Annotated in this window: 11 protein-coding genes; 2 read left to right on the top strand and 9 right to left on the bottom strand. The window is 38.4% G+C overall.

Translation table 11 applies throughout. The features are described from left to right. The first annotated feature begins 9 nt into the window (after positions 1-9). The gene (locus CS842_RS05875) at positions 10-1,326 is read left to right on the top strand and encodes a polysaccharide deacetylase family protein (protein ID WP_103327905.1); all 1,317 of its coding nucleotides are present in this window, start codon (positions 10-12) and stop codon (positions 1,324-1,326) included. Positions 1,327-1,330: 4 nt separating this feature from the next. On the opposite strand, the gene CS842_RS05870 is transcribed toward CS842_RS05875, so the two are convergent. The 9 genes from CS842_RS05870 to CS842_RS05825 all read right to left on the bottom strand — a co-directional run bounded on the left by CS842_RS05870 (position 1,331) and on the right by CS842_RS05825 (position 12,928). After that, positions 1,331-3,595: an NADP-dependent malic enzyme gene (locus tag CS842_RS05870; RefSeq protein ID WP_103327904.1), complete on the bottom strand. Its 2,265-nt coding sequence runs from the start codon at positions 3,593-3,595 to the stop codon at positions 1,331-1,333. Positions 3,596-3,611: 16 nt separating this feature from the next. Continuing rightward, entirely contained in the window at positions 3,612-4,355 is a 744-nt protein-coding gene (locus CS842_RS05865) for a sulfite exporter TauE/SafE family protein (RefSeq protein WP_103327903.1), read from the bottom strand. Beyond that, positions 4,343-4,795: a FixH family protein gene (locus tag CS842_RS05860; protein ID WP_103327902.1), complete on the bottom strand. Its 453-nt coding sequence runs from the start codon at positions 4,793-4,795 to the stop codon at positions 4,343-4,345. Before CS842_RS05860 ends, CS842_RS05865 begins: the two co-directional genes overlap by 13 nt. Before the next feature lie 5 nt (positions 4,796-4,800). Continuing rightward, positions 4,801-6,240, bottom strand: coding sequence for a cytochrome c oxidase accessory protein CcoG (gene ccoG / locus CS842_RS05855; RefSeq protein WP_103327901.1), 1,440 nt, complete (start codon positions 6,238-6,240; stop codon positions 4,801-4,803). Positions 6,241-6,452: 212 nt separating this feature from the next. Next, complete coding sequence (locus CS842_RS05850; protein ID WP_103327900.1) at positions 6,453-6,788, bottom strand: hypothetical protein; 336 nt, start codon at positions 6,786-6,788, stop codon at positions 6,453-6,455. A gap of 205 nt (positions 6,789-6,993) precedes the next feature. Beyond that, a complete protein-coding gene (locus tag CS842_RS05845; protein ID WP_103327899.1) occupies positions 6,994-7,872 on the bottom strand; it encodes a cbb3-type cytochrome c oxidase N-terminal domain-containing protein in 879 nt (292 codons plus the stop codon). Positions 7,873-8,056: 184 nt separating this feature from the next. After that, positions 8,057-10,279, bottom strand: coding sequence for a cytochrome-c oxidase, cbb3-type subunit I (ccoN, locus tag CS842_RS05835; RefSeq protein ID WP_103328052.1), 2,223 nt, complete (start codon positions 10,277-10,279; stop codon positions 8,057-8,059). An 8-nt stretch (positions 10,280-10,287) separates the two neighbouring features. After that, positions 10,288-10,464 carry a cbb3-type cytochrome oxidase assembly protein CcoS gene (gene ccoS, locus CS842_RS05830; RefSeq protein WP_103327897.1) on the bottom strand — a complete coding sequence of 59 codons (177 nt, stop codon included), beginning with the start codon at positions 10,462-10,464 and terminating at the stop codon, positions 10,288-10,290. Between the two features lie 88 nt (positions 10,465-10,552). After that, positions 10,553-12,928, bottom strand: coding sequence for a heavy metal translocating P-type ATPase (locus tag CS842_RS05825; protein ID WP_103327896.1), 2,376 nt, complete (start codon positions 12,926-12,928; stop codon positions 10,553-10,555). Positions 12,929-13,014: 86 nt separating this feature from the next. Between CS842_RS05825 and CS842_RS05820 the strand changes: the two genes are divergently transcribed. Further along, complete coding sequence (locus CS842_RS05820) at positions 13,015-13,689, top strand: Crp/Fnr family transcriptional regulator (RefSeq protein ID WP_195909915.1); 675 nt, start codon at positions 13,015-13,017, stop codon at positions 13,687-13,689. Positions 13,690-13,694 lie beyond the last annotated feature (5 nt).

The raw sequence follows: 13,694 nt of genomic DNA, 5'->3' as shown, positions 1-13,694 counted from the left end.
CTTTATTGCATGCTATTAATTTATATACATAAGCTTACTCCACGTGTGCAATATATTTTCAAACATATTTTTGGTACTGTTTTAAAAATCGATATAGAATTCACTTCCAATATAGAAACGTTTATAGCACATTCCGAATATAAAATCAGTTACACATATCATCCATTAGGAGGAGAATTATTTTTTGAAGCTCATCCACTTTTATTTGAAAAAGGACTTCGATCAGATATAGACACACATGTCTGGAAGGAAAAGGAAACCATATGCTTTTTTAAGGTTAATTTAGAGGAAAGTGCTATGAAATTTGATCCATTTGCAGCAAGTTTCTACCTTATATCTCGATATGAAGAGTATCTAGATTTTATCCCAGATAGTTTTGGAAGATTCTCAGCTACTGAAAGCATGGCCTATAAGAATCAATTCCTTCACAAACCTTTGGTAGATATATGGACCCTTGAAATACTGGGCATACTTAAAAGAAATTTTCCGGATTTAAAAAATACGAATAGAAAATTTGAATTCTTAAACGTTCTTTCTTTTTCTCAAACCTGGTCCTATAAAGGCAAAGGTCTGGTAAGAAACATAGCGGGCGCACTACATGATATTAAAGGCGCTCACTGGGAAGTTCTTAAGGAAAGAATTAGCACTTTATTGGGAATAACTAAAGATCCTATGGACACCTATGATGATATTATCTATTATCATAAAAAGTATCGCCTAAAAACTTTTCTATTTTTTCTGGTAGCGGATTATGATTTGTACGATAAAAATATCTCCATAAGGAACCGAAAGTTCAGAGAACTGATTAAGTCTATAGCTGATTATACTAAAATCGGCTTATACACTTCTTATGCCTCCAGTATAAAATCTTATTTACTAGCTAGAGAAAAACGAAGATTAGAAGAGATTTTACATTATAATATCACAAGATCACAACAACATTTTGTTGGCATTCATCTGCCAGAGACCTATAGAAATCTCGTAGAAATCGGCATAGAAGAAGACTATACCATGGGTTTTCCTGATTATACGGGTTTTCGGGCAGCGACCTGTACGCCTTTTTTCTTCTATGATCTTAAAAACGAATTGATCACTTCACTTAAAGTCTTTCCTTTCGTGGCTACCTCTGTAAGCTTAAAATATTATATGAAACTCAACGGAGAAAAAGCTTTACGAAAACTTCTTGATTTAATGCATGAAGTAAAAACCATCGGAGGCACCTATATATGTGTTATGCAAAATGATGCCCTTTCCGATAAAATTCCCAAATGGAAGGGTTGGAAAATGCTTTATGAACAACTATTAGAGGAAGCCACCAAGGAATAATAGTTTATCTAAGTTGTGCATCCATCACCCCAAAAGTAGCCAGATGTACGATTTCTTCTATACTCGATTGCATCTGCATTACATGTGCTGGCTTTCGCATTCCCAACATTACCGGACCGATTACCTGTATATCTCCCAGACCGCGAATAAATTTATAAGTAAGATTGCCGGAGGCTATATTTGGAAATATAAATACATTGGCGCGCTTTCCGGATAATTTGGAAAAAGGGAATTTTTTCAACATGAGCGCTTCATTCAAAGCAAAATCAGGTTGCACCCCTCCATCTACCGATAGATCTGGATGGTTTTCGTGCAAATAAGCCACCGCTTGCGCCATTTTTTTAGAGATCTCTGAAGAATAGGAAAAATTTTGAAAAGATAACATAGCCACATGTGGCTCTACATCGAAAGTCTTAGCCATCTGCGCTGCCATAAGCGCAATGCGTGCCAAATCTTCAAAATCAGGATTTGGAATCACAGCTGTATCAGCCAGGAAAAGCGGACCACGCCTGGTAAGTAAAATCATCATACCAGCTGCTTTATAACTGTTCCGGGCACTGCCGATGACTTCTAATATGGGATGAAGGCTAAGGGAAAAGCTTCTTGAATAACCTGTAATGACCACATCCGCTTCCTTTTGATCTACCATCATTGCGCCAAAATAATCACGAGTTTGCATGCGTTTACGTGCATCATAAAACGTAATGCCTTTGCGCTGTTTTTTCTCCCAAAAAATATGTGCATAACGCTCTACTTTTTCCCTGCTTTCTTGCTTCTCAGGATCGACAACAGAGAATTTCTCATCGATGTTGTAGCTTTTCATCAGTTGAGCTATACGATTTTTATTTCCCAAAAGTATAGGATGGGCGATACCTTCCTGTTTAAGTATTTGAGCGGCTTTAATAACGCTATATTCCTCACCATTGCAAAAAACAATGCTTTTTGGAGAGGTACGCGCGCGATTCTGTACCATTCGAAGTACCTTGCTATCTATACCCATTCTGTCAAGAAGATGGTCTTTATAAGAATCCCAGTTAGTAATTTCCTTGCGCGCTACACCGGATTCCATTGCGGCTTTAGCCACGGCAGGTGCTACATGCGTAATCAAACGATTATCGAAAGGTTTGGGTATAATATATTCACGACCAAAAGAAATATCTTTTTGATTATAAGCGATATTTACCTGTTCAGGAACAGGAGCCTTGGCCAAATCGGCAAGGGCTAAAACAGCAGCCAGCTTCATCTCTTCATTAATGGTGGTTGCTTGCACATCTAAGGCTCCACGAAATATATAAGGAAAGCCCAATACATTGTTTACCTGATTTGGATAATCACTACGTCCAGTAGCTAAGATAGCATCGGGACGTGCCTTTAAAGCGAGTTCATAGCGGATTTCGGGATCCGGATTGGCCATGGCAAAAATAATCGGGTCCTTAGACATAGTCAAAAGCATTTCCTCACTTAGCACATCGGCTACGGAAAGACCAATAAAAACATCCGCGCCCTTAAGGGCTTCTGCTAGGGATTCGATGAGAGTATCAACTGCAAATTCCTGCTTCTCTTTATTGAGATCTTTTCTCGCTGTACGAATCACCCCTTTGCTGTCACACATAAGAATATTTTCCGCTTTAATACCCAATTGCTTATAAATACGAGTACAAGAAATCGCCGCTGCTCCGGCACCATTGACTACTACCTTAACCTTTTGAATTTTCTTTCCTACAAGTTCTAATGCATTAATAAGCGCGGCTCCTGAAATAATAGCTGTGCCATGCTGATCGTCATGCATCACGGGAATATTCAGCTCAGCTTTGAGACGGCGTTCTATTTCAAAGGCTTCAGGAGCTTTAATGTCTTCAAGATTGATACCACCAAAAGTAGGTGCGATAGCTTTAACCGCTTGAATGAATTTCTCGGGATCCGGCTCTGAAATCTCAATATCAAAAACATCAATACCGGCAAATATTTTAAAAAGAAAACCTTTCCCCTCCATAACCGGTTTAGAGGCCAGCGCGCCTATATCTCCAAGTCCGAGCACCGCCGTACCATTGGTAACAACCGCCACAAGATTTCCTTTAGCTGTATAATCATAAACTTTCTGATGATCCCGGTAAATTTCCATACAAGGAGCAGCTACACCTGGTGAATAAGCTAGAGAAAGATCCCTTTGAGAGCCGTAACCTTTGGTAGGTGATATTCCAATTTTACCTGCAGGGAAACGACTGTGATACTCTAATGCTTCTTGTGCAAGCTGATCTTCTTTACTCATAATAAAATATTATTTTTTAATGACAATGTCCATCTGATGATGGCATCACTTTTCCTGCATGCATCTTATGCAAATGTAAGGCGCCCTTTGGTGGAGAAAGATAGGGTATACCAAGTTCAAGTCCTCTTAATAAGAGCGACGCACCTACAAAAAATACTATCACAGGAACAACTTTTAATATTTTGTTTTTAAACTGAAGGCCAACGAAATTGCCTAAAATAACTGTGGTAAACATCAAAGGTAATGTGCCTAAACCAAAATATAGCATAGAAAGTACTCCCGAGAACACCTGACCACTGGATATGGCAGCAGTAAGGGCGATGTAGACTAGACCACAAGGTAAAAGCCCGTTAAGACAGCCTGCAATAAAAAGCCCGGAAAAAGTTTTCTTTCTTATAAAATACCCCAATGATAAGCGCAGTTTACCTAATAAGCGCCCATAAGGCTTAAGCCAATAGTTTCGCAAAAAAAACCTTGCGGGTATGAATACAGAAATCATCATACCTATACCCAGCATTACCGAAAGGAATCTTTGAAGGCCGGCAATGGAAAAGCCGTAACCGATCATACCAAAAATCAAACCCAATAACGTGTAAGAAAAAATACGTCCCAATTGATAAGAAAGATTCTGCAAGAGCATTTTTACCTTTCGATTACGATCTATAGCAATAGCAAAAGCAATAGGACCACACATACCAAAACAGTGCAAACTACCGGCCACACCCAAAATAAAGGCTGTACTTACAATTATTGTTTCCATACGAGGGGCTGTTTCATAAAGTATTTTTTATTATCAGAGCTCCATCTGATAATAAGAACATACGCGCCTTCCCGAAGTACTCTTGCGGGAATAAGCTCTTCTGAGCGGGCATCCAGATTAAGGGACTTATTAACATCCCAGAGTTTGTCCGAGGGACACAACAAATGAAATTTTCCGGTGGTATTGCCAGTGCGGAAAGCTTTAGGAAAATGGATTTTTATACCCGCAAGTAAGACTTCCACGAAAAGCTTTTCAGGCAAGACGTTGGCGTTGTTGCGCTCATCGATGATATCTTGATATTTCATCTCTTCTTCATAGTAACGATCAGAAACCAATTGACTCGCTACATTTGGACGAATGAAAGCTATATATACTATAAACACCATAAAGGTAATTAACGCAATAGCAAGACCTGTACCCCAATGAAACCTTATTTTCATGATTCCTAAAATTTAAAAGGCCCGAGAAAAGCCGTGGTGTAAATATCCATAAGACGTCCATTCTGATCATAAACCCCTATACGCAAACTTGTTTTAGCCTGAGAGATTTCCGCTCTGGGAATAATAACCCTGAGTTTTCCACGATGGTTTTCTCCCTTGAACAATCTTAACTGTTTTTGATCATAAGGAAAGTATATTTCACCCTTACAACAAAGCACTTTAAAATGCAAATTAACAGTTTTTGAACTCTTATTGATAAGAGCATACTCATAAAAATTTAGGATCTGATCCCCCTGAATATTATACTCAGAACCGGGAACTCGCAGAATTTTAACCTCTACCGGGGTTCTAAAAGCCAAAAGCACACCTAGCATACCTACCAGCAGCACTAAAACAGCCGTATAAGCGAACATACGAGAAGTAAATTGAGATTTTTTCCGCGTGGAAATACTGTATTCCGAGGTATAGCGGACCAGCCCACGAGGTTTATCGATCTTATCCATGATATCATCACAAGCATCCATACAAACAGTACAGTTGACACATTCAAGTTGTGTGCCATTGCGTATATCTATTCCCGTAGGACATACAGCTACACATTGCCCGCAATTAATGCAATCGCCTTTACCCAACTCCTGGCGGTCTTCGCCTTTTTTAAACTTAGCACGTCCAGTAGTTCCTTCCCCTCTTTTATAATCATAAGCCACCACTATAGTGTGCTTGTCAATCAGCACGCTCTGGAAACGTCCATAAGGACAAACCAACGTACAAACCTGCTCTCTAAACCAGCTGTAAACAAAATAAATAACTCCAGTGTTGATAAAGATCATCAAAAACACCCCTGCATTTTGAAACGGACCTTCCTCTATAGACTTAAAAAGCACATCCGCACCTAAAAAATAAGCGAATAGAACATGTGACATAAGAAGTGAAAGCAATGCGAAAATCGACCATTTCAAAAATTTTTTTCTAATTTTTTCCTCATCCCATGCTTGTCGATTCAGACGCTGTTGTGCGCCTTTATCTCCTTCTATGGCATATTCGATCTTGCGAAAGAGCATTTCTAAAAAAATGGTCTGAGGACATAACCAGCCGCAAAAAATTCTTCCATAGACCACCGTAAAAAAAATAATAAACACTAGGGTAATGATCGTGACTAAGGCGAAAAGGGAAAAATCCTGTGGATAAAAAGGAAATGAGAAGATAAAAAATTCTCTTCGAAGTACATCAAATTTCAGAAAAGGATCTCCATGGACGTTTATAAAAGGAGCTGAAAGAAAAAATAATAATAAAAACCAACTAAGAATAGTACGTCGATAATAATAACGTCCCTTAGGCTTGCGCGGATACACCCATTTACGCACTCCCTTCCAATCCATGGTATTAATATGATCACGAAAACTATCGCTTTGAGTAGTTGAGGGAGAATTAAAATCGGATTCCATGAAAAAGATATAGAAAATTTCGAATTCAGCAACAGGCAGTTCATCTATAATTAGCTAATGTTATGCCAAATATTTAAGGAACACGCTCATATAGCCCAGGAACCATTTTAATAGATTCGGGTAAATCGAGCTATCAAAGAAACGGCCACCTTCTCTTGAAAAGCTTCTACATGGCTTTCAAGATCTTTAAACTTAGTGATAACTACATAAAGTTATTCTTTTTCAAAAGACTGAATGCTCTTATAAGCTCTAGCATGCAAAAAACCTTTCTTGGTCTTTAAACTATCTAATACGCTATCAACGGTTTTTAAAAAATTCGCTAAGCCGGGAATTGGAAATTTGAGAAAAGATAACATGACTAACGCCGCCATCGATTTTTTGACCTTCAGCGCGAATGAGTTGGTAGGCTTTAAAACGAATGTGATGTCTATATCTCTTGGCACAGGTCTTCTCTCGTTAGCTTCCCAATAATCATCGATGCTTTCCAAATGCGGAAAAATGATATAACCATACTTTGTACCTTCATTTATAGACCTTAGAAATTTCACGATTTTATAGCCCTTTTGTTCTTTAAAAACGGTATATACTTTATTAAATTCTTTAGATCATCATATCATCCTTAGGTCGGTCAGTAGTCTTGTAAATCACGATCACCTCCTTATTTTCGAGGTCTTTGAACAAGCAGAAAAAAAGATGGCGAAAATATAGCAAGGATATAAGCCTTATAACTTAAGAAAAGTTCTACTATTTTGACTACTGCTCTTCCTCCCAAGTAACTTTTTCGCCTTCAGGAGCTTTCCCGTCAGATGGTTTTTTAGGATTTCTATTGATAGAATAAACATAGCTTGCGATTTTCTGTATATCATTTCCTTTGATCTCTCCTGATGCTCCAAAAGCACGCATAGTAGGGTTGTTCTCGCTTCCATACCATGCCATATGGAAGACGTTTTTAAATAAACTCTTTTCTTGTTTATTAATCCAGTAACCATCTGTAAGGTTAGGTCCTATATTCCCTCTTCCGTCAGCTTCATGGCAAGTAGCGCAGCTCTCTTTAAAAATCACCTTACCTTCTTCTACGAGATTTTCATCAAAACGAGCCGTTTCGAGCGTCATCTGAGGACGTGTTTTTTCATAAGCCTGTATCTCAGCTAATTGTTTATCATAATCCAATTCATATTCCTTTTCAGGATGAGCAAAATCAGTAAACGTATAAGCTAGAAAATAAATAACTGCAAACATGATAGTGAGATAAAATAAATTAACCCACCAAGAAGGTAATCTATTGTCAAGCTCTAATATCTCATCAAATCCATGATCTATAACTGCCACATCTTTTTCCTCTTCTTTAGCATCTAAAAAACCACTTCTATAGAGTCTGACAAAATAATTCTTCCGGTTCTGCTCAACGAGCTTACTACGCTCTTTTTGAGAAAGAAATTTAAGTTTTTGATTGTAGATGAACTTATTAAGTACCTCTAAGATCAGCAGTAAAATTAAAGAGATAATCAGAACAGATAAAGAAACAGGATGCCATATGTAAGAGACGTTTCCTCCAGAGAAAACATAGAATACAAAGGTTATGACGATAATAATAAAAGGAATGGTTATAAAATCGGGTACCCTGGGTCTCATAACAATTTATTTTTATCCTCTTGCAAAGGAAGGTCTCTTACCTCTTTATAATAATCTTTAGGTTTTCGATAAACAAAAAATATAGTCAAACAAAAAAAGAGAAAAAACAAGATTAGGACGAGCGACTGAAGTAAATCAGCATAAGGAACTTGCGCAAGGTGTTTTTTAAAAAAACCTATCATATCTATCGGTTCTGCTCGGTTTTCACTTCCAGAGCTTTGATATCTGTTCCGATGCGTTGCAAATAGGCAATGAGCGCGATGATTTCTCTTTTTTCAAGAGGGACAAAACTTTTTCCTTCACGCTTTTGCTGTTCGTTAATCTGCTCCTTAATATCAGGAGATTCACTATAAATACTTGTAATAATCTTAGAGGCTTGAACATCTATATCTTTATATGCCTGGGCAATGTCGTCATCAGTATAGGGCACCCCCAATTTTATCATAGTACGCATTTTTGCCAGCGTCGCTTCAGTATTCAATCTTCGATACATCAACCAGGGATATCTGGGCATAATGGAACCTGGAGAAGTAGAACGCGGATCATACATATGTTTAAAATGCCAGGAACTCGGGCTTTTTCCTCCTTCACGCCCCAAATCCGGCCCGGTGCGCTTAGATCCCCAAAGAAAAGGATGGTCATAAACGAATTCGCCTGCCTTGGAATATTCCCCATAACGCACTACCTCATCTCTAAAAGGACGTACCATCTGCGAATGGCAAGCGTTACAGCCCTCACGAATATAGAGATCCCGACCCTCAAGTTCCAAGGCACGATAAGGCTTCACGCTTGATATAGTAGCAATATTGGATTTAATTACTAGTGTAGGAATGATTTCTACCGCACTTCCGACAGCTATTGTGAGTAAAGAAAGAACGGTGAGCTGTACAGGCTTGCGCTCTAGCCATTCGTGGAATTTCTCTCCAGAATTTCTCTTTTTAGAGCGCTTTACCAGAGCTACCACCTCTGCAGGTTCATCAGCTATAAAATGTCCCATTCTAACGGTACGGTAAAGATTATAAACCATTATAAAAGCGCCTATGAGATAAAGACTCCCTCCTATAAAACGCATTTTATAAAAAGGTACGATAGCCGTTACGGTATCTAAAAAATTTTTATTCATCAAGGTCCCATCGGGCTTAAATTCTTTCCACATCTCAGCTTGTACCACCGCGCCCCAATAAAGCGGAATGACGTAAAAAATAATACCTAAGGTTCCGAGCCAAAAATGAGCGTTCGCTAAAGCATTGGAGTAGAGCCTGATGTTCCAAAGTCGTTTAACCAACCAGTAAATAACACCAAAAGCCATAAATCCATTCCACCCAAGAGTACCTACATGTACATGAGCGATGATCCAGTCCGTAAAGTGTCCAATAGAGTTTAAGGTCTTGGTAGCAAGCATAGGCCCTTCAAAAGTGGCCATGCCATAGCATGTGACCGCCACGACAAAAAATTTCAATATCGGATCATCACGCACCTTATCCCAAGCCCCTCGAAGGGTAAGTAATCCATTAAGCATACCACCCCATGACGGAGCGATGAGCATAATAGAAAAAACCGTCCCGAGCATCTGAGCCCAGCCAGGGAGAGAGGTATACATCAAATGGTGAGGTCCAGCCCATATATAAACAAAGATGAGTGACCAGAAATGTATGATCGATAATTTATAAGAAAACACAGGACGTCCGGAAGCTTTGGGAATATAATAATACATTAAACCGAGTATAGGCGTTGTCAATACAAAAGCTACGGCGTTATGGCCATACCACCATTGTACCAAAGCATCTTGTACTCCTGCGTATATAGAATAACTTTTCAAAGAATTTAACGCAATGGGCATTGCAAGATTGTTGAAAATATGCAACATAAGAACAGCTATCCATGTGCCGAGAAAAAACCATATTGCCACATACATATGCCTAACTCTTCTTACAAAAAGAGTTCCGATTATATTAATGCCGTAGATGATCCAAACCACCGCGATAAGAATATCTATAGGCCATTCATGCTCAGCATATTCCTTGCTGGTATTTATCCCTAAGATATAAGTAACCCAGGTAAGCACGATCATAAGCTGCCACCCCCAGAAATGCGCCCAACTAAGTACATCGCTGAACATACGTGTTTTAAGAAGACGCTGCAGTGAATAATAAGAGCCGGTAAAAATAACGTTGCCGACAAAAGCGAAAATAACGGTGTTGGTATGAAGCATTCTCCAACGTCCATAGCTCAAAATTCCAAAGGAATCTTTAAGATGTTCTCCTAGAAAAAATTCAGGAAGTTCAGGATAAAAAAGCATCAGCGCGATAGCCAAACCTGCAATAAAGCCAATGAGCGCCCAGAAAACAGTGGCATATAGAAAAGCCTTCACAATGCGATTGTCGTAATAAAATTTCTGCACTTCCATTTGATACACTATAAAATTTGGTTCTTTTTATTTTCTTTTTCAGAAAGTGAATCATCCATAAGAATTCTTAAAGCCGGGGATTCATCGTCATCAAACTGCCTATTTTTCGCATTGATTATGAAAATAATCAAAAAAACCAGTCCTAAAGAAATGCTGGCTAATATCATTAACAGCAATATATCCATATAATTGCAAAGATACGCCTTGAAAATCTTTTTTAATGTTTATTGAAATTGTATATGAAAGCGGTTTTTTATTTATATTTATTCTAAATTATTTTCCTCTTAACAGGTGGGAGACTATCCAGGTAGAAGATGTAGCAAAGAGCATTACAGATAATGAACTCGCTGGCATTAACAAAGCCGCTATAACTGGCTTAAGATGTCCACTTATAGCAAAAGTCAAGCCTATAGCGTTGTAGAATAAGCTGATTAAAAAAGCAACCATGACCAGTTGAATACCCATACGAGAGAGGTTTAAAAAATAGGGAATCCGGTGAAATTTATCTGCTTGCATAAGAACATCACAATCGGGCGAGAAATTATTCACACTTTCAGATATTGCTACCCCTACGTCGCTCTGCTTAAGCGCTCCGGCATCATTTAAACCGTCTCCAAACATCATTACGCCATAGCCGTTTTGCTGCAATTGATTTATATAATCGAGCTTCTGTTGAGGATTTTTCCAAAACAACATCTCACTGTTTAAGGGAAAGAGCGATTTTAAAAAAGGTCTTTCTGCGTTATTATCTCCTGAGAGAACAGAAAGACGGTAACGGCTCAGATGCTTAAAAAGATTTTTTAATCCCCGGCGATAACGATGATGGAAGATAAAACATCCCAGAGTACGTCCCTCTATCGAAACAAATACTTGTGTACGGTTTTGCGCTCTTTTTTGTATAGCACCTATATAATCAGCTGAACCCGCCTTGATAAAAGAGCCATTGATGCACGCCTGCAAGCCTCTTCCGGGGAATTCCTGAAAATCGCTAACCTCTTTTACAGAGCTATTCTTCAGATAATTACACAATGAGCGACTAAGGGGATGTTTGGAATTTCTGAATAAAGCTGCCAGGGAAGAATGTTGATTTTTATTTAAGGGTGAACCCTTATAATTAACTTGTGTACCTTCACTTTCAGTTAACGTGCCTGTCTTGTCAAATACCAGAGTATTTACTTTAGTCATACGCTCTATAGTGTGGATATCTCTGACATAGAGACCCTCTCGCGAGAAAATACGCATCAAATGTCCAAGTGTGAAAGGTGTAGACAAAGCTAAAGCGCAAGGACAAGCCACGATTAAAACCGCGCAAACCGCTTGAAAAAGGCGTGCCTGATCAAAGTAATACCAGTAAATAGCGGTAAAAACAGCAGAGATAAGCACAATAAGAGTAAAATAATAACTCCAGCGATTAACCAAACTATCAAGGTATACCTTTGATTTTTCAAAAGCCTGATGACTCCACAATTGGATCAAACGACTCTGTTCAACCTCTTTAATTACCTCTACTTCAAGGACGCCTCCTCGCTGACGCCCTCCGGCATAGATCCGATCCCCGCTTTTATGGGAGACCAAACGCGATTCTCCGGTAATAAAGCTGTTATCGATGAATGCCTCATCACTTATCAGTATAACATCAGCTGGGATGATTTCTTCATTTCGTATAAGAATACGATCGCCCTTATGTAAATCGGACAACAAAATATTCTCTTCTTTTTGATTATGAATGCGTGTAACGGCAATAGGATAAAAAGATTTGTAATCACGATCAAAAGCCAGGAATCGATAAGTTCTGATCTGAAAAGCGCGCCCGAGCAACATAAAAAAAACCAAACCAGAAAAACTATCGAAATAACCCGGACCAAAGCCGGTAAGCACCTCATAAAAACTTCTTAGAAAGAGTACCAACATACCCAAAGCAATGGGAACGTCAATATGTAAATTCTTTTGCAATACAGCAGTATAAGCAGACCGAAAAAAATCTGTAGCTGAATAAAACATCACCGGAAGAGAAAGCAAGAGCATGAGCATTCGAAAGAAATATTGGTTATCTTTGAGCCAAAGATCCCCATGGGAGCCTAAATATTCAGGGAAAGCTAATAACATACTATTGGCAAAACAAAAAAAAGCAATAGTTATCTTATAAAAGAGATAAGAATCCCCAGATGGTTTTTTGTTTTCAAGGCTTTCAAGATTAAGTGCCGGCTTATAACCTATTTTATTGAGAAAATGCGCCAACTCGCTTAATTTATATTCTCTATTTTTGAAGATCACGCTTAAAGTTCGAGCGCTAAAATCTACCGTTGAGCAAAGTATAAAAGGTTGAATTTTAGGAAGATTTTCCAATAACCATACGCAAGAGCTACAATGAATAGAGGGTATGAAAAAGCGTACCGAAGTGCTCTGATCATCATCAAAATCGACCAACTTTTCTCGAATAGATTTTGTATCAAGAAAATCAAATTGATAAGTATTTTTTTCATTAGGGATAATACCCGGCGAATGGTTAAGTTCATAAAATTTCTCCAGGTCGTTTTCATGCAATATCTCATAAACGGTTTTACATCCTTGGCAACAAAAAATCTTATGGGAAACTTTTATGTCATCTGAAGTTTCTTGATTACAGTGAAAGCAGTGATGAATTGACATTCAATAGGTTTTTTTGTTTCTTAAACAAAGATTAATTTTGTACTGCAACAAGTCTCCTGTTTTAGGATTGCTCTATGAACAAAGATATGAACTCTGAAATTCTCTCTGGAAACTTATTTCTAAATCATCTTACCCAAGATGAGATCAAGGACTTTCAAAACGAAAAAAAAATCTTCTCTTATGCTAAAGGAAAAATTATAGCCAGTGAAGGTACTTTTGCTTCGGGAGTTTATTTTTTAATCAAGGGATTAGGTAAAATTTCAAAAATCGGCATTAACGGAAAAGAGCAGATCCTTCGTTTTGTAAAAGCAGGCGAGGCTATTGGCTATTGCTCGGTACTCATGCAGAGAAGTCTTAGCGCCTCGATCTATGCTATAGAAAATTGCGAAACGCTTTTTTTCCCACAGGCGCTTTTTTTGAAAATAATTGAAAACAATAGCAAGTTTTCTCTTGAGTTGCTTAAACAAGCCTTAGGCAAACTCGATGATGCTGATCATGCTATTAGTACTTTGGGTCAGAAAAGGATAGGAGAGCGCCTGGCCGAAAGTCTACTGGTAATGGAAAAAAAATTAGGCACAGATACAAAAGGCTATCTACGTGCAACACTTACACGAGAAGAACTCTCTGCCCTGATAGGAAGTGCTACAGAATCCACCATACGATTACTTTCAGTCCTTAAAAAGGAGGGCTTGGTAGAATTGAAAGGCAAGAAAATAAAGATTCTTAAACATGAAGAGCTCAGAAAAATGAGCCTTTCTTGAAAAGT

The sequence above is a fragment of the Bacteroidetes bacterium endosymbiont of Geopemphigus sp. genome (assembly GCF_002904345.1).
Lineage (GTDB): Bacteria > Bacteroidota > Bacteroidia > Flavobacteriales > Blattabacteriaceae > GSPS2-BC2016.
This window is presented reverse-complemented; position numbering and strand designations above follow the sequence as displayed.